Annotated in this window: 17 protein-coding genes; 4 read left to right on the top strand and 13 right to left on the bottom strand. The window is 38.0% G+C overall.

Going from position 1 to position 20,994, the window contains the following annotated elements:
• Window positions 1-20 precede the first annotated feature (20 nt).
• The 13 genes from ACTJJF_RS01475 to ACTJJF_RS01415 all read right to left on the bottom strand — a co-directional run bounded on the left by ACTJJF_RS01475 (window position 21) and on the right by ACTJJF_RS01415 (window position 13,796).
• Window positions 21-3,071, bottom strand: coding sequence for a baseplate J/gp47 family protein (locus ACTJJF_RS01475; RefSeq protein WP_440698441.1), 3,051 nt, complete (start codon window positions 3,069-3,071; stop codon window positions 21-23).
• A gap of 89 nt (window positions 3,072-3,160) precedes the next feature.
• Entirely contained in the window at window positions 3,161-3,571 is a 411-nt protein-coding gene (locus tag ACTJJF_RS01470; protein ID WP_312296714.1) for a GPW/gp25 family protein, read from the bottom strand.
• Between the two features lie 151 nt (window positions 3,572-3,722).
• Window positions 3,723-4,013 carry a PAAR domain-containing protein gene (locus ACTJJF_RS01465; protein ID WP_228400943.1) on the bottom strand — a complete coding sequence of 97 codons (291 nt, stop codon included), beginning with the start codon at window positions 4,011-4,013 and terminating at the stop codon, window positions 3,723-3,725.
• A gap of 2 nt (window positions 4,014-4,015) precedes the next feature.
• Window positions 4,016-5,758, bottom strand: coding sequence for a type VI secretion system tip protein VgrG (gene vgrG / locus ACTJJF_RS01460; RefSeq protein WP_312296705.1), 1,743 nt, complete (start codon window positions 5,756-5,758; stop codon window positions 4,016-4,018).
• Between the two features lies 1 nt (window position 5,759).
• On the bottom strand, window positions 5,760-6,494 hold the full coding sequence (locus ACTJJF_RS01455) for a CIS tube protein (RefSeq protein ID WP_312296703.1): 735 nt from the start codon (window positions 6,492-6,494) through the stop codon (window positions 5,760-5,762).
• Window positions 6,494-6,655 carry a DUF5908 family protein gene (locus tag ACTJJF_RS01450; RefSeq protein WP_312296701.1) on the bottom strand — a complete coding sequence of 54 codons (162 nt, stop codon included), beginning with the start codon at window positions 6,653-6,655 and terminating at the stop codon, window positions 6,494-6,496. Before ACTJJF_RS01450 ends, ACTJJF_RS01455 begins: the two co-directional genes overlap by 1 nt.
• A gap of 202 nt (window positions 6,656-6,857) precedes the next feature.
• Window positions 6,858-7,325: a phage tail protein gene (locus ACTJJF_RS01445; protein ID WP_065398512.1), complete on the bottom strand. Its 468-nt coding sequence runs from the start codon at window positions 7,323-7,325 to the stop codon at window positions 6,858-6,860.
• 2 nt (window positions 7,326-7,327) lie between these two features.
• Window positions 7,328-7,759 carry a phage tail protein gene (locus tag ACTJJF_RS01440; protein ID WP_312296695.1) on the bottom strand — a complete coding sequence of 144 codons (432 nt, stop codon included), beginning with the start codon at window positions 7,757-7,759 and terminating at the stop codon, window positions 7,328-7,330.
• A 33-nt stretch (window positions 7,760-7,792) separates the two neighbouring features.
• A complete protein-coding gene (locus ACTJJF_RS01435; RefSeq protein ID WP_440698440.1) occupies window positions 7,793-9,178 on the bottom strand; it encodes a phage tail sheath family protein in 1,386 nt (461 codons plus the stop codon).
• 23 nt (window positions 9,179-9,201) lie between these two features.
• Window positions 9,202-9,633: a phage tail protein gene (locus tag ACTJJF_RS01430; RefSeq protein ID WP_312296695.1), complete on the bottom strand. Its 432-nt coding sequence runs from the start codon at window positions 9,631-9,633 to the stop codon at window positions 9,202-9,204.
• A 33-nt stretch (window positions 9,634-9,666) separates the two neighbouring features.
• Window positions 9,667-11,388: a phage tail sheath family protein gene (locus tag ACTJJF_RS01425; RefSeq protein WP_312296693.1), complete on the bottom strand. Its 1,722-nt coding sequence runs from the start codon at window positions 11,386-11,388 to the stop codon at window positions 9,667-9,669.
• A gap of 77 nt (window positions 11,389-11,465) precedes the next feature.
• A complete protein-coding gene (locus ACTJJF_RS01420; RefSeq protein ID WP_440698439.1) occupies window positions 11,466-13,175 on the bottom strand; it encodes a phage tail sheath family protein in 1,710 nt (569 codons plus the stop codon).
• Window positions 13,176-13,220: 45 nt separating this feature from the next.
• Complete coding sequence (locus ACTJJF_RS01415) at window positions 13,221-13,796, bottom strand: DUF4255 domain-containing protein (RefSeq protein ID WP_440698438.1); 576 nt, start codon at window positions 13,794-13,796, stop codon at window positions 13,221-13,223.
• A 584-nt stretch (window positions 13,797-14,380) separates the two neighbouring features.
• Here ACTJJF_RS01415 and ACTJJF_RS01410 point away from each other — a divergent pair.
• The 4 genes from ACTJJF_RS01410 (at window position 14,381) to ACTJJF_RS01395 (ending at window position 20,989) form a co-directional block, all read left to right on the top strand.
• The gene (locus tag ACTJJF_RS01410; protein ID WP_312296689.1) at window positions 14,381-14,701 is read left to right on the top strand and encodes a hypothetical protein; all 321 of its coding nucleotides are present in this window, start codon (window positions 14,381-14,383) and stop codon (window positions 14,699-14,701) included.
• Window positions 14,702-14,745: 44 nt separating this feature from the next.
• Entirely contained in the window at window positions 14,746-16,191 is a 1,446-nt protein-coding gene (locus ACTJJF_RS01405; protein WP_440698437.1) for a contractile injection system tape measure protein, read from the top strand.
• Between the two features lie 85 nt (window positions 16,192-16,276).
• Window positions 16,277-17,731: an ATP-binding protein gene (locus ACTJJF_RS01400; protein ID WP_440698436.1), complete on the top strand. Its 1,455-nt coding sequence runs from the start codon at window positions 16,277-16,279 to the stop codon at window positions 17,729-17,731.
• A 42-nt stretch (window positions 17,732-17,773) separates the two neighbouring features.
• On the top strand, window positions 17,774-20,989 hold the full coding sequence (locus tag ACTJJF_RS01395) for a peptidoglycan-binding domain-containing protein (RefSeq protein ID WP_440698435.1): 3,216 nt from the start codon (window positions 17,774-17,776) through the stop codon (window positions 20,987-20,989).
• Window positions 20,990-20,994 lie beyond the last annotated feature (5 nt).

The raw sequence follows: 20,994 nt of genomic DNA, 5'->3' as shown, positions 1-20,994 counted from the left end.
ATGTTTTCTTCTATTTATTATTAAATACATACCTGATCTGTAATAGTGACCTTGTGCTGCTTGGCAGATACCAGAATTGATTTCGGATCCACTTCGATCAATGTTTTTTTCTGTATGACATTATTCACCAGTATTTTGATCTCATCCACGTAATCTACATAGTGCAGCTGCTCCAGATAATTAACCAGATGATTCACATTCAGCTCTACGTTGAAGTCGATATCTTTAGAGTCTGTAAATGCCCATGGTGATATATATTTTTTAATATCTTCGTCTAACTGCTGGGTATAGAATGTTTCGTCATACTGCTCAAAGAATTTAACTTTTGTTTCTACCTGGGCTTCCTTATAGTTAGGATTCACTACCTGAGCTTTTACATGCATGGTATTTAATTCATTTACATAATTCTGAATTTTATTCAGGCTGGCTCTGCTTACTCTGGGCTGATAGATATCAAAAGCATTTTTATTTTTAATATTCGGTACTACCATCAGGGTCACATGTCCTGGAGCCATATAGGACTTTTCTGAGGTGTGATTCAAGCATTTTACTTTAAAGACTTCCGGGAACTCCTGTAATACCAGCTGCTCATAATCCCATTGTGTAATTGCTCTGTGCTTATGTCTTAATCTCTCACTCACCCGTCTGTAAAACTCCAGATCTGCTTCTTTATATTTACCGTCGAAAGAGTTATACGGCTGGTTAACCGATTTTACCTGAGGAACTCTTGTGATCAGTTTAGCAATGGTTTTTGCTTCCAGTCCGTTATTCAGATGAGACAGGTCATTATCCTGATTCTGGAAGGTAGCTAAAACAGCCTGAGTATAGATTCCCTGAATTTTACATACTGCATCATAGCTTCTTTTTGACTTTGCCCTGATCCAGACCAATCCGTCTGTAAGCCTTGTATGGCTGGTATTGATATCTCGTGGAATTTTGAACTTTACAATTCCTGATTCCAGAAATTTTCTGGTTTCATTTTGCAGCATATCATCTGAAAGATCAACCCATGTATTCCCTGAAAGGATATGCCATTCTATAAATTCTTTTTCTTCGAAGGGGTCTACCAAAGGGTTTTCGCTTCCTTCCAGCATCTGGATCAATAGAGAAACCGTTGTTTTCGGCAGGGCTTCCAGACCAATGTATAACTCACCTCCATTCTGGTGTACAGGCACAATGCTTCCGGTTTCAGCGTCTTTTTCGTATTGTCCGAATACGTCTTCATGATACAGCTGTACGCCTTCTGTTTTTGAGGCTTCCCCGGCAGATTCTTCACTTAAGTAAGAGTATACACTTTCTGTTGCAGTATAATTAAGTTCAATATCTTCAGCAAAAGGGATGTAAGGCTCATTAGGAATCAGTTTTTTTCTGGTAGGATCGCTTGATAATGCCAGTGTATACAGTTTCGGGTATACATCCTGTAATGATGACTGTTTCAGTGTTACTCTGATCGCTCCTGCTGTTCCAGGTTTATTTCCTCCGTTATTTACAGAAAACAGGGTTTTATAAGCACCGTCCACCTGTTTAAATACATCAATATCCTGAGATTTGGTATTCCATATTTCTTTTTCCAGGAGTGCGGTATCTGCTTTAAAATAATGATCATCACTTACAATGGAAGGTCTTTCAGCTGCTTCAAATTCTTTTAAACTGATATTCTGATTGGGTCTGATGACGTATCCATCATATAATTCTTTTATAGAATCAGGCGCATTTTTCCAGTTGATCGTAATGTCTGCTTTTTTCCATTTTTTGGAAAACATTTCAGGAAACCTGATATAAAAGTTAGATCCTTTAACCGGCTGTGCAGTGAACGGATAATAAGGTTTTTCCGAATTCAATGCACCATTATCATTTTCAATCTGAACAGATTTTACTCCTTTTACATCAACTGATATTTCGATGTTTTTCAATGATTTTTCGGAAAGCGCTTCATACATATTATAATACTTTTCCCCTTCTATCATCAGCCTTACCACAGGAAGATCTGTCTGGAACGCTTCTGCATGCACTTCTTTATTGTATTTTACAACAGCAGGCAAGTCTTTAGGTAAGTTGAAAGAAAGTTCCAGTTGACTTTCTGTCCTGTCAGTACATTTCAGAGCAATTCCTGACAGCCATTCTTTTTCTCCGCTGCAAAGCACTTTGATATTATTTTCAATATCTTCTATTGAAAGTTCTTGGAGCTTCTGTGTTCCGTTTTTATGAAAAGTAATTTTAAGTGTTACTGTCCGGTCACCTTCTTTCAAATCGAATAATGATGACGCCACAGAAAATCCAAGCTTAGCTTTTGGAAGTTTTTTATAAATAGATTTATCTGAAGCTGTTTCAGCTGAGTTATAGCCAAACGGCCACCAATAGTTGCTTCCTTCCGGTAATTTTTCTCCCAGACCGTCTGCAGAATTGGCAATCTCAGCCATTCTAAGCTCTCCTTTTTCTACATCGTTCAGGAAACTTTTGATCTCCACTACTTTTGCCTGGTTGGCAATAAGCTCGTCTCCTGTTTTATAAATCCTTTTTTTTCCTTTTGAGTCTTTACCGCCATCCAGCAATGTTCCTCCCGGGATTTTTTCCTGAATTGCTTTTTTGGCCAATTCAAAGATCACATAGGCTTTGTCTGCTCTGGCATCATTTTTCTCAATCTGAAGAATTTCATTATAATAGAAATCCAAGTGCCTTTTCGTCAGATTATTGAAGGCTTTTTTCGAGAAATCCAATAGCTTCAAAAAGCAAACAAATAATGTCAGGTGAGGGGTCAGATTGCTATCCTGTTCAAACCCGGACATAAGATCTGTAACCTGTTTTTTCATACTTTTATACTCAACGCTTTCTCTACGTGGAATAGGATTGGCATCATCACCCAGGAAGAAGTTTCCCCAGTTCCCTTTCGATGTTTTATTATCACCTTTGTCAAAGTAGTTTACACGCTGAGCAAAATTATTTGCGAATAATAGCCAGTCAAACAAATCGAAATCGTGTAATTCAAGATTGCCAGGATCTAGTTCTGCTAAAAAGCGCTGCATTTGTGATTTTCCTTCACGATAATGTGAAAATGTATCTGTTTTTTTCATTTGTTTATATTTATCTTTCTATGGTCAGATGCAATACTTAGTGTAGTGTTTGGTAGTATTCAAAATGGCTACAGACATCCCGTAATTCATTATATTTCGGTAGCTTCTCCTTTGTAGAAAGGAAAAACAATATTGCTTCTTGTATTAGTATTTCTTACTTCGTAGTCAACTTGTATCAAAACTTCGCCTTCAAGCTCATCCCGGGTATCAATTTCAATACTTAAAATGTTTATTCTGGGTTCGTGATATAGAATAGCACGTTCCACGATTCCTTTCATTTGAGTGATTAACGTTAAGTCCAGGGGTTTAAAGAGCATTTCCTGCAGATCACATCCATAGTTTGGGAACATCACACGTTCACCGGGGCGTGTTGACAGCAAAATTTTAAGACTGTTATTGATGTCTTCCACATCTGTGGTCATTGCCAGCTTTCCTTCAGTCTCGTTAAACTCAGGCGGAAAACTCCAGCCTGTTCCTAAAAAATCTGTATTTATTTTCATACGTTATTTGTTATATTTAATGTTAAACATCCTGCATCTGTAACATAGAGTTCCAGTTATTCCAACCGTTTTTGTTATTGATGTTTTACGTTTCTATTTCAGGGAGATATGATCCGGATAAGATCAGAATCAGATCAATTTTCCTTCCTTGTTATCCGCCTATCAGAACAGTAGCTTCCCCTGCGGAGATTACACCTCCGTGAGCGGTAGAATCTCCCATTCTTGCGGCGGGTTTCCCACCGATCAGAACACTTGAAGATCCAGATGCAATGGTGTCTAACGGGCCTGTGCATACTGCCTTGTCTCCTACTCTCGCTGCGGGTTTCCCTCCGATGAGTACAGTAGGTTCTCCTGCCGGAATAATCGGTCCGCCTACATGGGGAACATTTCCCGTTACCATAGGACAGGTATGCATGTCTGTAATTCTTGCTGCCGGTTTCATGATTAATTAATTTTAACTTGAGATCCTTTTACAACTGTTACTGCTCCTGATTTAAGTTCGGAACCTGAGCTTCCTTCTGCTTTCAGCTGGGCACCGGCTTTTATATTGATATTGGTTCCTTCCATCTTGATGTCACCTTTTGCTTTAATCTTGATATCTTTCCCGCTTTCTATACTGATGCCGTCCTTATTAAGGGTGAGAACATTAGAATGCTCATCTTCTATTTTAATAAGATCTGCATCTTCGTCCAGAATCACTTTTTTACCTTTTGGAGTTTCAAGGGTGTACGAAATTTTGTCGTCATTAAAGATCATTTTCATTTCGCTACGGGTTACAAATCCTTTTTCGTGATTATCATCAGAAGCTGTGATAGGAGCCGGTTTTGTACTGCTGTTCAGCATTCCCAGCACAACAGCGTCATTGGGATCGTCATTAATGAATCCGATGATCACTTCATCACCGATCTCCGGTCTGAAAAATGATCCTCTGTTTTCTCCGGCATCAAGGGTGGCTATTCTTGCCCAGATTCCCTCTTCTTCGTTATTAATGATAGGTATCTGTACCAAAATCCGGTCTTCTCCGTCCGGATCAGATTCTAACTGAGATACGACTCCTACATGTAATCCGCTGATGGCAGGAATAATTCCTGAACCTGGCATTTCGCTTATATCATACGTTTCTGAGAACCATGTGGGAGAGAGTCCGAACTGAGCATCTACCAGCCAGTTTCCTTCGGCAATTTCATGACGCACACCTGTTACGTATATTTTCCCGTTAAACCGGTCTCCCACTCCCTCCAGCGTTAATAAATCTCCCGGCACCACAGGAATTCCCTGGAATCTTACTCTTCCTCTTATTTTGGCTAGCTGCTGGAAAGTAGCTTTGGCATCACCCCATTCCTGAAGTTCATCCTGAGTGAGGTTACCGCCATGTTTCAGCTGAAGGTCTTCAATTCCGAAAACATCTGCCAGGTCTCCTGATGAAAGATTTCCGTTGAGGTTAATGGCCGGATCCTGGGCTTCCACTTCAGTCAGTTCCTGATCGGTATAGCTCCATGTTTTGGCTGTAATTTTACTGAACTGGTCTCTGGCGTCAATTTCTCCGTCAAATTCATGCACTGACGATCCGTACACCACCGTTTCTACAGTATCACCACTAAAATCAGGCTTAGCTATCTTGATGGTTCCATTGTCAACAAAGCAGAGTTGGCCGTTTGCCTGTGCCCTTGTCAGCATAAAGTCCCAATCGGAAGCCTGATACTGTACCAATTCTTTATGGGAGCCTGTAGTAGCTTCCACATCGGCAGCTGCACCGCTATTCCCAATGAGTTCTTCAATAATATCACTGTCTTTACTGTCGTAGAAATATTTACTTTTTCTACCCAAGGTCATTTTCACAGCTTTATCTCTGCATTCTATAATGAGGTAGGAAGATCCGTTTCTGATTTTTATATTGTGCTTTACCACCACTCCTTTAAAAATGGTTTCTTCTTTAGAATGGTATCCGGCAGTAATTTCAATTTCTTTTCCGGGAATTAGCAGTTCTTCATTACTTAGCTTAAAATCCTGCTCCGGTACACTTCCGTCCAAAATAACGATGCGGGCATAAGGGATTCTGTTGACCTCTTTTTCTACGGCAATGCTTTTCACACCGTATTTACCCGGCAGTTCTGTACCTCCAGACATTATCTTATAGGTCGTTAAGTCCGGGTTTTTTGCTGTTTGTATATATCCGCTATTATTCATATTATGAGATTTTTTCTAATGGCGGAAAGAATAGCTCCTGCCCTGGAATTAATTGTCTGAAATTGACAAGACCGTTTATTTTAGCTACTTCCAGATAATATTTGGAATCTCCGTAAATTCTCTCGGTCATTAAGGGCAAGGTATCTCCTGCCTGTACTGTTCTTTTATGGGTAAGATCCGGAGAAGATGTTTTTACAGTTCTCTCTGCAAGTTCTTTACTGACAGCTCCTGCGAACTTAGCTTTACCTATTGCCCTAAGGGGTGTTCCATCATTATTAAATAGTTTGTAATCGATTGTAAACTCGGTAAGCACTCCTTTAAATTCAAATTCTCCCCAAATAATGATAACATTATACGGTTTATGAATAGAGCCATTATAATTTCCAGTAGCTACATAAAATTCAGCTAATTGATCTTCTACCGCTTTTTTACTGAAAGGGTTTCTTTTGCCTAAGCCTTCCTTTATTTTATTGATAAGTTTATTACCGGAGTTCACTTTTGTAACTCCTGTACCGTCAAATAAAAATTCTAACTGTAAGGATTGAGGAGATGCTTTGACATATTTGGGATCAGCTTCGCTTGTTCCAGGTTCTTGCGTCGTATTGTATTCATTTTTACGTGTAAAAGAAAAACCTGTCGGGTTAATGAGAGCTACAAAAGCACTGCTGCTAATCATTCTTCCGTATGTGGAATCTTCATAGGTTCCTATCCTTATTTTTTTTATTTCTCCGCCCATTATCTTTCTTTTTTACGTTTTTCAATGTTCACTATTTGCTCTACACTCTCACTGACTGACTGCATAATCTTTGCTTCATCCAGTGAAGTTGCAGTTGTCGTTGCAATTGTCTTCTCGTCCACATTTATTTTAATGTGAAGCTCTTTTATTTCTATTGGCATTTCGTTTATTTTTAATCAATTATAAATACACAAAATACTTACAATCAATGATTTAACATTTTTATTTAAAAAAATCCAAGCACATGAAGGGTGTGTTCAGTCCCGTTTGCAGACCAATCTGTTGTTTTTTTATGAAAAAAGATTTGGGTAAAAGTTATCTTTAAACTAACACACGCTTAAGTGCTTAGATTTGATTGAGAAATTACAAGCCCAGGCTTGCTAACGATGAGGGTATCGTGAAATATCTATATTTCAGTTCTATGGTTTCAATAGCAAGTTTGCTTTCTTCGGCGTTGAATTCTGAAACTTCCCATTTTACCGGGTATGCCCCAACGACATTCCAAACCATTAGAGGAGCTGTAGACTGAAGCCCGCCTGAAAGAGAAATGATCAGGTCTCTGGGTTCAAACTGGAAGTTTTCCATTGCATTTCTGCACCAGCTTATCAGTCCGGAACTTACGATCAGCCCACGCTTAAGAACTAAATTGGGATATTTGGGTCTCAAAGGAAGCTGGTGAGTAAACCTGTTTTCGCCTCCTTCGGCATATTCTTCAGTTCCGATTTCTGTGGATAAACCTGATATAGATTGAAATCTGGAATCAATACCCTCTGTTGTTGAAATCCCGTTAACAATAAAAGAGAAACTGGTTGGAGGATATAATAGAGCCATGATTAGTTATTTTCAATAGTTAATCCTTCGTGTGCAATTTCTAAGGTTTCAACGGCTACCTCATTCCCTTCAGCTTTCAGATCTGTTGACTGTAATTTAAGCGGGAAGGCATTTTTCACTTTCCAGGTTACTGCAGGTTCGCCGTTCTCATCTAAAAGTGAAATTGTAATAGATCTGCGTTCTACCGTATTCAGCTGAATTGTTTTGAACCACTCAAAATATTCGTTATCACTCTTGAAAGTTCCTCTTTTTAAAGTGATGTTGCTGAAGCTCATCAATCCAGGCATCTTAATTTTGCTGAAGTCAGGGCTTGCTCCATGTCTGTATTCAATCAGAGCTGTCTCTGCATTCAGACCCGTTACTTCCTGGAATCCTATTTTTTTCCCGCCCCAATCTACTTCAAAGGCAAACTTTACTAATGGATATGTACTCATAATTTTATTGATATTTAATTGTTAGTATTTATTTTATGCTTCCTGTAATTTGTGTGAAAAACGTAGCACAATAAACTCTGCAGGACGTACTGCTGCCATACCGATCTCGATATTCATTCTGCCTTCCAGAATATCCTGGGCAGACATCGTTTTGTGCAGACCTACGCTTACATAATAAGCTTCTTCAGGCTTGCTTCCTGCCAGGGCTCCGTCTCTCCACTGCTGATCAAGGAAGTTCTCAATCATGGTCTGTACACGAACCCATGTATTGGCGGTATTCGGTTCGAAGACAAAACGTTCTGTAGCTTTCTTCACAGATTCTTCCACCATGTTGAAGAAACGACGTACAGAGATATATCTCCACTCATTGCTGTTTCCGTCTAACGTTCTTGCTCCCCAAACCAATGTTCCTTTTCCCGTGAAGGTTCTGATCGCATTGATTGATTTTCCGGCTGTAGAATCTACGTTCATATTTTCCTGCTCTTCGTGAGAAATTTTCACTTTAGGAGCTACTACGAAATTAAGGCTCACATTAGCCGGAGATTTCCATACTCCTGAAGTACCATCTACTTTTGCGTACACTCCTGCCATTGCTGATGATGGAGTCATTACTACTTTTTTACCAGCAATTACTTTTAGAGCTACATTGTATACTTCTGAGTTTTTTGTTTTCAACCATGCCAGGTTATTTTCACCCGTTTGCATTGTAACAGTTACAAGAACTCCTGCAGAATTAATTTCTTTATAGCTATCGATTTTAACATCTTTATCATCAAAGCTATAGCTTAAAATGGTTTCTAATTTCGGATAATATGCTGCTCCGTATTTTAAACGCTCACCACTTTGCCCTACGCCAGGACCTGCAGCACCTTTAAATGACTCAACATTGTCAAGGACATCCATAATAACGAATCTGTCTTTCATTGATTCTGCCTGATCTAAAGCCAATTCATACACGTCATACGCATCTGCTGCAGTTAAAGATTCAGCATCCGGGAAAACAATAAGAGTTGGCTCATCTTCTTTTTCCAGAGTAGCAAGACCTTTTTCAAAATCAACTCTCTTTCCTTCCGTCGGGTAACCCTCTGCTGTTCCTGCAGAAACAATATAACAAGGTCCGCCACCGTTAGCAAAATACATTTGCATAGCATAATACATTTTGAAAGGGCTTAGCTTGGTGCTATCTACGTTGGCCGTTACAACAATATCTTCAATAGAGATAGAGATCGCTGTTTTTTCTTTGTTCGCTTTTCCAAAAATTGTTTCATATTCCAACATGGAAGAGATCCTTGTAGGCTCATTTTTTGGTCCTTTTTCCGTATATCCGATAAAAGCAGGGATAGCTGTTTCTACTTGCGCTACAGATGGTGGGAATTTCGCAGTTTCTTCTACGTAAACTCCAGGTGTTTTGTAATTCATTTGTTAAAAATTTAAAGTTAATATTAGTTATTTTCAATAGTTAATCCTTCGTGTGCAATTTCTAAGGTTTCAACGGCTACCTCATTCCCTTCAGCTTTCAGATCTGTTGACTGTAATTTAAGCGGGAAGGCATTTTTCACTTTCCAGGTTACTGCAGGTTCGCCGTTCTCATCTAAAAGTGAAATTGTAATAGATCTGCGTTCTACCGTATTCAGCTGAATTGTTTTGAACCACTCAAAATATTCGTTATCACTCTTGAAAGTTCCTCTTTTTAAAGTGATGTTGCTGAAGCTCATCAATCCAGGCATCTTAATTTTGCTGAAGTCAGGGCTTGCTCCATGTCTGTATTCAATCAGAGCTGTCTCTGCATTCAGACCCGTTACTTCCTGGAATCCTATTTTTTTCCCGCCCCAATCTACTTCAAAGGCAAACTTTACTAATGGATATGTACTCATAATTTTATTGATATTTAATTGTTAGTATTTATTTTATGCTTCCTGTAATTTGTGTGAAAAACGTAGCACAATAAACTCTGCAGGACGTACTGCTGCCATACCGATCTCGATATTCATTCTGCCTTCCAGAATATCCTGGGCAGACATCGTTTTGTGCAGACCTACGCTTACATAATAAGCTTCTTCAGGCTTGCTTCCTGCCAGGGCTCCGTCTCTCCACTGCTGATCAAGGAAGTTCTCAATCATGGTCTGTACACGAACCCATGTATTGGCGGTATTCGGTTCGAAGACAAAACGTTCTGTAGCTTTCTTCACAGATTCTTCCACCATGTTGAAGAAACGACGTACAGAGATATATCTCCACTCATTGCTGTTTCCGTCTAACGTTCTTGCTCCCCAAACCAATGTTCCTTTTCCTGCGAAGGTTCTGATTGCATTGATTGATTTTCCGGCTGTAGAATCTATATTCAGCATATCCTGATCTTTATTGGAAATTTTTACTGCCGGAGCATCTACAAGGTTAAATCCAAGGTTAGCCGGAGATTTCCATACTCCTGAAGTACCATCTACTTTTGCATACGCTCCTGCCATTGCTGATGATGGTGCCAGTACTACCTGCAGAGATTCAATTGCTTTTTTAGCCTGGTTATATAATTCAGAATTAGCAGATTTCAGGTCAGATAGTTTTGTCACGCCAGACGCACCGGTAACTACAACATCAGCCTCTTTGAAATCATAGCTTAAAACGGTTTTCAGTTTCGGGTAATAAGCAGCACCGTATTTTAAATGTAAAGAAGACACTTTGTCTCTGAAAGCTGCAGCATCTCCAAGAACATCCATAATGACAAATCTGTCTTTTAATGCTCCTGCCTGATCTAAAGCCTTATTGTACACTGTGTAGACTTCTCCGATAGCAGTCGTATTTCCTGCTCTGGAAGAAAGTTTATTTTTAACTGCAACAGTATCCGCTTCAATAGCTGAAGCTGTATCAGAGTCTGTTTCGTAAGCAGTCGCAATCTTCTGAGCAGCAGCTTTAACAGTAGCAACGGTAGCACCTGCAACAGCAGCAGCAGCTTTAACAGCAGCTACGATAATCTGACCGAGCTGAGCACTTGCAGCCTGTAAATAGTTAGGATTAGGAACATTAAACTCAGCAGCTTTAGCAGCAGCAGCGGTAACAGCAGCTTCTACAGTAGCACCTGCAACAGCCTCTGTAACAATGTTTGCAATACTTTTAAGTGAAGAAATAACAACCTTACTATTTAACGCTGTAGTACTAGCAGCAGAAGCAGCAGCAACATCATCGGCAGAAGGAACTAAACCTTGAAGATCCGGGAAAACGATCAGTGTAGGTTCATCTTCTCTTTTTAATAGTTCAAGACCATATAATAAAGTTCCTTGCGTTGTAGGAAGTCCTACGGTCACCGCACCTGTATAATCTCCTACAGAAACAATATAGCAAGGGCCACCGCCATTGGCAAAATACATTTGCATGGCATAATACATTTTAAAGTCGTTGACTTTAGTCTGCATTGCTGTTGCTGCACCATCTTTGAAGATTACAGCCAGAGTTTCGGGGTTTGCTTTACCAAAAACGTCTTCGTACTCCAGCATAGAAGAGATTCTTGTCGGTGCATTTTTGGGTCCTTTTTCCGTATATCCGATAAAAGCAGGAATCGCTGTTTCAACTTGCGCTACGGAAGGTGGAAAGTTTGCCTCTTCCTCCACGTAAACGCCAGGGGTTTTGTAATTCATTTGTTAAAAATTTTAAGTTAATATTAAGTATTCCACGAAGTAAAACTTCGGATTTTCATTTGTGATTGATTGATTTTTTACGCTTTTTGTAATTTGTGTGAGAATTTCAGCACAATAAATTCTGCCGGACGTACTAATGCAATTCTAATTGTAGTCTCCATCGTATGAGTATCTTTGATCCCGTTAATGATAACTTCGTAAGCTTCTTTCGGCTTATTTCCGGCTAATGCACCATCCATCCATTGCTGATGAAGAAAGTTTTCTATTGTATTTTTTGCCCTCAACCATGTATGTTCTGTATTGGGCCTTTTGATAAATTTTGCGAGCGCATCGTTTACAGACTGTCTGAGCATATCATAATAGCGGCGCACCTGTATGTACTTCCATGTATTATCTTTCTCATCTTTCTGATCCTGCCCGTCAACTGTTCTGGCTCCCCACACTAAAGTTCCTTTTCCTGTAAAAGTTCTGATTGCATTGATTGATTTTCCGGAAATATGAGCGTGCATAGCAGACTGTTCCTGATCAGAAATTTTTTCCGTAGGAGCCATTACATAATTAAGGCTTACATTGGCCGGAGCTTTCCACACTCCTCTTGTACTGTCTACTCTGCCATACACTCCTGCCATTGCTGATGACGGAGGCAGGGCCATTCTTAATGACTGTATTTCCTGTTTTATATGGTTGTACAATGCTGAATTAGATGACTCCAGATTCTTAAGGGTGATTCCGTTTGCAGACCCTTTCTCGTCTTTTACGCCCAGAATTGCCGTTTTTAATGCCTCAAACTCTCCGCTGAAGACAGGTTCGTCTTCATTTAAATCATCGGGATTAATAAAATCGTCTATAATTCCTTCATATATGGCATCCAATACTACTTCTGCCTCAACAATAGCTGCCGTTAAAGCATCTTTTCCGGTACCGGGATCAGCTGTTTCATGTATTTCTTCGGCAATGGCAACAGCCTGGCTCAGCAGATCGGCAAGTACATAAGCATTAGCAGACCTTATTGAGATTTCCTCACTTGCCAGTCTCTTTAATTCATCTAAGGCAGCGGTCTCTCTGGCATAAAAAACAGCACTATTCTGCCCGGATTCCTGCAGACCGGTATGTACGATAGCCGTATTTTCGTCAAAAGCATAATTCAAAACGGTTTTTAAATGGGGAAAATAGGCTGCAGCATGGCTGGTTAAGTTGACTTTTTTTCCAAAAGTATCAATGGTATTAAGATCAGCTGAAAGGGTTGTAGAATTTCCGTAATAGGTATCCAATAGGGCGAATCTGTTTTTTGATTCTATTCCTAATTTACCAATGACCTCATTATAGATTTCGTAAAAATCAGATTCATTGGCCAGAGAGACAGCGTCAGGCAATATAATAAGGATAGGTTCTTTGATGGCTTCAAGAATTCCAAGCCCCTGCTTCAGTGAGGACAGCAATACTTCTCCTGTTGAAGGATACTGGCCTACAGAAAAGATATAACACGGCCCTCCACCGTTCGCAAAATACATCTGAAGAGAGTAGTACATTAAAAATTTTGCCTGAGGAGCCACAAGAGTTGTTCCTTTCCCTTCTACATCTTTTAGCTGGATGTTTTCTTTTTTTGCATTTCCAAAAAGTAATTCATAATCCAGGAGAGAATTGATTTTTAGCGGCTTATTATTGCCGGCAGGTACAAGTTCAGTATATCCTATGAATACCGGTACAGCTGTTTCTATTAATGCAACGGAATGTGGAAGTGTAGCAATTTCTTCAACTGACACACCCGGTGTTGTTGGATTCGACATGTTTTTAAAAATTTAAGTTAAAGGTTATTAGTTTTTGTTTTTATTTTATGGTTGATTGATTTTAATATCTTTTATGTTAACATCTTTAATTAGTTTAACAGTAGTATCATTTTCCGCCACAATTTTTATTACACTGATTTTATATAATACAGAAGGCATTACCTTTCCGCCTAATAATCCCCAGACGTAACTTAGCTGCTCAAAGGGAACGGAGTGCAATTCTATCCTGAAACTGAAATCTTCAGTGCTATTAGTAGGGTGATGATAGGTCAATACATTATTTGCCTGAAATATTTCGATCACTTTTGAAATATTGGCCAAAGATTTAGCATAGGAAGATCTGTTTGCAGAAACCATTACATAAAGATTTAAATAAGCCGGAGTACTCTCCATTTTTATTTCATCCTGTGTTTGTGGTGTCAGATACCTGGAACTGTTTTTTAAGGTCGATTCTTCTTCAACGTTTACCAACGTAATGACTACTTTATTTTCAACGCCTGAAGTTTCACTGTCATGTTTTGAAATGTCATCCACAACCACAACGATTTCTCCCGGAACATCCTCAAATTCTCCTGAATTGTTCAGCTGATCATTTAAAACTGTTAATACTTTATTAATCATAATTTCTGTTCTTAATTATTATGGTGCAAACATACAATCACTGCCAACCAAAAGACAAATATTTTGAGGTATCAATACAGTCTTTGCAGTAAATAGGATTTTTGATTTTGTTAAAATTTTCAAAAAAACGCCCGTACAAAAAATTAATAATCAAACACTTAAACACACCCTTAAAAAACAAAAATTCAGAAGCTTGATTTTTCCGGTCCGGTAATGATTAAATTGAGATCTATAAATCAAATCGAATGATTTAATTAAAATCATTCTTTTTAAACATATGATCTTCCGATAAAAAACGGTTGTTCCCGGCAACTTTTAAAAGCAATATATACTTCTGATAATTCCATCCATTGATCCGTTGTTATTTGAAATATCAACTGGCAGGATGAATCATTTCTTGTATAGTTTTTTTAATCAAAACAGATCACTTTCCTGTCCTCACCATTTCTGAAAATTGTCGCCCTTTATCATCAGAAATTGATTTTGGCATTTACTGCAAAGACAGAACAGAGGGGTCTTATAATTCGTAAAATGGTTTTTCATCTTCTAATTTTGACCCCAATAATTTTAAAAACTTTAATCATATGAACATCAAGAGTCTATTTGGCAAGCGCAATGAAATCATTGGCGGCCATTTCAACGAATTACGTGCAAAACTGGGTGTGGCGAATCAAAATGAGGAAGCTATTTTCTCTTTAAGGGAAGAAATCTGTAACGCATGTCCTTTAAAAAACGGTAACAACTGCAACGCTGTAAAATGGATGGATCCTAATACCTTAGATGTTGCAGACGGGCCAAAAGATGGATATATCAGAGGTTGCGGGTGCAGATTAAGTGCCAAACAAAGATCAAAATTAAGCCTTTGTCCTGCAGGTTTCTGGGGGGGAGAATTCGATCAGAAATAAAGAAAATACCACTGCGGGTATTGTAAAAACTAAAATCTATTAAAGTGAATCAGGATCATATCATTCAGAAAGTTTTTGTTGAAATTACAGTCAACAATAAAGAAAAGGCATTGGGTATAAAGGAGGAAATTAACAACTTTTTGTCTATTGATGTTTTTCCGGAAATAGAAAAGTACATCAATACTTTAGAATACAATCTGGCTGGCCAGACGCTTCAAATTCCCCGTTTAGAATTGAATCTGGACGTAAAAAGCAGCTCGCTGAATGCTGAATTAAAAGATAAAATTGTTCAGCTTTTTCAGGAAGAGCTTTCAAAAATCTCGCAACATGGTTTAAGTTTAAATCAAGAGACAGAAAATGAATCTAAAGCTTATCTAATTGACCGGCAGGAAAAAGCGGTGCAAGCCTTCATCTTTTTTCTGGAAAAAGGATATATGCCGTGGTGGAACCCGGAACGAAAAGGGATCAGCCTTTTGGAACCAATGGTGTTCAGCTCTTTGATTTCAGCCAAAAGCTTCGAAAAAAATTTCATTCCTCTTCTGTCAAAGCAATATGTTCAGGATCGAATGATCAATCAGCTTTCAAACGAGCAGATTGCCCAGCTATGTCTGACAGTTTTAAAAAACAGGGAATTACAACTCAATTTAGAAGCGGAAGTGATCCGTCATCTGTCAACGCTGAGCCACAGCAACAAGCTTTTCATCTGGAGACTGGTTTTCAATGTATTGTCTGAATACCTGAAGCCATCCGGAATCAATAATCTGCAGGACTATCTTGCACACCAGATTTCAAAGACAGAAACAGCAGATAGGTCACAAACAAAAAGCAGCTACAAGAATCTGGAAACAGTATTTAAGCTATTTCCTTCTATTAAAGAAAATGAAATTGCTGAGCGCATCAAAAACAATACGCCAGATCATTCCGATAATACAAAGGGTTTGGTGGAAGCAATTGAGCTGAAAAATGAACTCGGCCGGGAAGATCCGGGTGAGAACGATGGACAATATATTCAAAATGCCGGGCTTATCCTGATCCATCCGTTCATCAAAACTTTTTTTGAACATTGTAATCTCCTGGACCCCCAAACCCATCAACTTCTTGATCCTGAACTGTGCGCCCATTTATTACATTATATCGCTACCGGAAATACCAATGCTCCAGAATATGATATGGTTTTTGAAAAGTTCTTATGCAATATTCCCCTGAATCAGAGTATCAACAGGCATATCAAACTTTCACGCAAGCACAGAGAACAGGCTAAAAATGTAATAGAGAGTGTTCAGCACAACTGGGCTCCGATGAGAAAATCATCCGTAGCATTACTACAAAATGAATTCTTCCAACGTTCAGGTAAATTGCTGATCACAGACTATAATTATACTCTTACCGTAGAACGGAAGACACAGGATATTTTACTTGATAAGCTTGCCTGGGGAATCGGTCTTGTAAAACTGCCGTGGAAGGAAAAATTCATATTTATAAACTGGTAAACTCCGGTTACTTTTTTAATATTCCAAGATTTATTTTACTTCAGAAAAACCACTCACTGCATCAATATTAATTCAAAATAAAATTATGAAATCTCTTACCAACCATGAACAGGAACCATTAATAAAAACACTTGCTCATGAAAAAACAGAAGTAACTGATCATTTATTTCAGACCGGCAATGTGAATCATCAGTCTTTAAATGAAGAAATGCAATGGCTGCAATGGCTGATTGAAATGCGATGCAGGGAATTGTTTTTAGAAGATGATCTAGAAGTACACATTGCTCACGAAGTGCCTGAGCCGTCAAAATTTGATGATGAATCACCTTATTCGGTTACGGTTAACACACTAGGTCTTACAGCTATAGACAGGGTAATTTTAGCATTGGGTATTGCTTCGGCTCATTATCCGTCTATACTGAAAACGTTTGTACAGATAGAAGAAAGCAGTAACGCATTTGCTATTGAAGCAGGGGGTGAATATAATAAGGTTAGCCGCAGTTTCAAACCTACTTTTCAGACTGCCCTTTTTCTGCTTGCAGGCAAAGATCTGTCATTATGGTCGCACTATAGCTCCGAACTGATCAGTGGCTGTATCCTTTTACAAAACGACATTATTTACAACCGTTCTTCAACTGAATTTATTCATGGGAAGATTGAACTGGATACTGCTTATCTCAACTATTTTTTATCAGGTCAGAAACCGCAATTAGACCATGGCAGTTATTTTCCCGGGAGACTTTACAAATCTGATCTTACAATGAATGATATTATTTTAGAAGAGAATGTGAGAGAGCAGATAAAACCTATCGGACACTATATCAAAGCGTTGGAAAACGGCTTTTTCAAAACCAGCGAGCACAGTTTTAAACCAGGCTTTATGGCTTTATTCTATGGGGCGCCGGGAACCGGAAAAACAATGCTGGCAGGAATTCTTGCCAATACATACGGGATAGATATGTATCATGTAGATCTTTCTCAGGTGGTCAGCAAATATATTGGTGAAACTGAGAAGAATCTTGAAATACTGTTCAACAGGCTGCAGGGTAAAAACTGCATGTTGTTTTTTGATGAGGCTGATGCTTTGTTTGGAAAACGTTCTGATGTAAAAGATGCCCATGACCGCTATGCCAACCAGGAGGTATCCTACCTATTGCAACGGATAGAAAAGTTTGATGGGCTAACAATTCTGGCTTCCAATTTCGAAAACAATATGGATGATGCTTTTAAACGCCGAATAGATATATCAGTGAATGTAATACGACCGACGGAACCCACCAGAGAAAGTCTATGGAAGCATTATCTCCCTAAAAATATAACGTTTGAAAGTGATGAACTATTAAAACATCTAACGAAAGAGTATTCTTATACCGGTGCTAATATCCGCAACATTATGAAGAATGTAATGATGGCTTTATACGATCGCAATGAAACTATTATTACGTATTCATTACTAAGCACTTATTTACTTATAGAAAACGAAAAGGCTTTTGGAAAAAACCAGTCACGCCTCAGCCCGTTTGTACAAAAAACAGAATAACTCCTTAGCACAAAATAATACACTCATCTAATAACCAAGAACATGAGCAGATATAACAAAACATTTGCGCCCAGGGCTGAAAAGTCTGAGGAGCAAACCATTGATGATAAAGAGGATGAAAAAAAAACTGAATCCATTACTGATCAGGACAGTAAAATATCCCTCGCCAAAACAGAAGTTACCCAAATAACATATGGCCCTTTCAGAAACAGGGCATTCCGTAAAATAGAAACAGGCTCAGCCAGAATGGAGCTTCTAGAGAGTGGGCCGCATGTATTGATTCTCAATCAGGCTCTGAATGCACTAGGACATAAAGTGCCTGATAACGAAGTTACTTTTAGAGATAAAACCCAGATAGCTCTCATCAATTTCCAACAAAAGAACGGGCTTACAGGCTCCGGAATTTTTGATAGGGAAACTTTATTGAAAATGAATGAAGCTCTGGAAAATTTACATAAAATGGAAGAAACATCTTCCCGGGAAAAAGAATCTCAAATACTTCCTGCTGCTGATCCACCGGATGAAAAAGTGCAGATAAGCGTAGGGGTTGTTCCCACGAATATCAAAAGTGATCAGGAATTTTTTGAATTTCTGGATATCCAGATTTTTGGACGAATTATAGATGCCAGATGGGATATTGGTAAAAATACCTATAAAACTTATATAGGGAAAGAAACTTCCTGCACTGTTAGCGTCTCCAGCCTAAAAAAACACTTAGGAATCACTGATCAACAGTGGGAAGCTATGTATAAGAGAAAAACTTCTGCCAAACCAAATGCTGCTGAATTAAGAAACTTCGTCAAAGGACATTTAAAAAACAGGGAAAAAGCCATACTGGAAGAAATAAATGCTATTAAAAAAGAAGCCGGAGCTTTATCTGAAGATAAAAAACAATTTATCAGAGATGCAAACAGCAAGATAGATTATATGCAAAACAGACGTATTCTTGATTTATTAAAGCAATTATCGGATGAAGAAATGGCTGACTATAAGAGTAAAGTTTCGAAAGAAACAACCGATCTGGCAGAGATTGAAGAATCACTTAAAGCGTATATTGAAAACAGAAACCTCCGAAATGAAGAGAAAAACAGCCGGGCAGGTTTACAAAATCAATTAACAGGATTAGAAGCTTTATACAAACAATATATTGATTATATTAAGTTTAAAAACAGTCATGAAGCCACACTTTATGAACCTGGGGATCCTAATAAAGCCTTTTTTGAAAATGCATTAAATAGACAATCAGAAGCATTATTCTTATCCCTTAACACAAATGGGTTCACATTAGAATCATTCAAAAAAATGATTACAGATTATGAACTTTCTTTCCGTAAAGAAACTGTTCACATTGCAGAAGATGCCCTGATAAAATACAGACATCTTCTTTTTGAACAAAAAAAGAAATTACTTGATAATGTATTTATAAAAAACTTATTAGAAAAAATAAAAGCTTCTAAAGCTAAAGAAAGTTATCAAGAATCTGATAAAGCTACTCCGCATTTTTATGACAGGCTGTCAGCACCAGCTGAAAAGGAATTTAAAGCTAAAATGGAAACACTTGCCGGAAGTAAAAAAGCAGAAGGTGATGCAGCCATTAAAGAATTATCTTCTATCATTCCGCTGACTGAAGACAATGGCTTTGATAAGGAGGATTTTTCCAAAGTAGAAACTCAGCAGGAACTTCATAGCTTTTTAGAAGATTATATTAATGATCAGGAAGAAAATATAAATAAAATCATTGCAAATTTACATGCCCATCAAGGACTTTCTATCTATGGTTTCCCAGATTTGCTTCAAAAATCAAAAGAGCAGCAAGGAATAGTTAGAGACAGTATTTTTGACTTAATAATTGCAGATAAAACCGAAGAAGAAAGTGCTAAATATATTATAAAAGGTATATTAATAGGAGTTTTAGCAGTTGCTTTAGGATTACTTTCTTTTGGTACAGGAACAGTTGCAGTATTATTGGCCGCAGGAAATTTTGCTTTAGGAGCTTATATTACTTATGAAGAAATTGAAGCTTACCGTACCCAACTTGCTGCCTATAAGGTAAATATTTCCCAAGATGAACCAAGTGCTGTTTGGGTGGTTATCTCAGTTGTAGGTTCGCTTTTAGATGTTGCTGCTGTAGCAAAAATATCAGCTAAATTAGTAGAAGCAGGCAGAGTATTTGAGCTTACAAAGGATATCAATCAAACTAAAAAGCTGCTCACAGAAGCAAAATTACACCCTACAATTCAGGACAAGATCATAAAGGCATTGGAAGAAGATTTAGCCAGAATCAAAGGTCTTGAAAATAAGGTAGAAGCTAATATTTTAAAACAGACTGAACTAAAGGCAGAATTCGACAAGTTATCACATGAGTTTTTACAAGCCACAGCGACATTTAATACGGGCATTAATCCTGCAGCTCTGCCAAAACTAACTCGTTTAGCTGGTGTTGGCATTCAAAGAGGCATTACTACTTTTGAAGGTTTCTTATTAGAATTGCAACTTAACAAAATAATTAGAAGTATAGACAGTCTCACTGATGACGAGCTAAGGATTATCAAAGATGCATTTTCTAAAGCTAAAAATAATGATAAAGTTGCAGGAAAAGTTGATAACCTATATAATGAAATTGATGTTAACCACAAACCAAAGGGATTTGAAAGTCTTGAAGATATTGAGAACTTTGACCCTAAATATGGAAGAGGAATCGTAACGAGATTTGATGATTACGAAGGATATTTTTACAGAAATTATGATTCTAAGAAAAAGATTTTTACTTTTAACCATGGATTTTCAAATGATTTACCGAAATGGGTGGAAGATGTAAAAGTACCATTAGTAGAAGGGAAAGGTATTCCTACCCAAGCTTATTTTACCTTAAGACAGATGAAATTATTAAGTATCGCTGAAGGGGAAATACAAGTGGTAAAAATGTCTCAGATACAGAATTTAGATACTGCTGCTTTTATTCACAAGATGACAGAAGGAAAAATTATACGTAATTTTGATTCAATAGATATTTTAGATGCACCAAGTAATGCATATATGAAAACGGTTATGACACAAGCCGGCTATGAAACCATAAGTGGAAGAATTACAGGAAAAGGTCAATATATTTCAGTAAAACAACTTCAAAAAAATGATTATCCACTTAACCCTAAATTTAAAGGTTCCTATGATGCATTCATGAAAGAACATGGATTAACGTTAAGTGATATGTTATATATTAATTATAATATTGAAATAAAAGTGAAATATGTAAAATAAAGAAC

The organism is Chryseobacterium sp. 22458 (assembly GCF_052044975.1).
Classification (GTDB): domain Bacteria; phylum Bacteroidota; class Bacteroidia; order Flavobacteriales; family Weeksellaceae; genus Chryseobacterium.
Note: the sequence above shows the minus strand (reverse complement) of the source record. Positions and strands in the feature narration are given on the sequence as shown.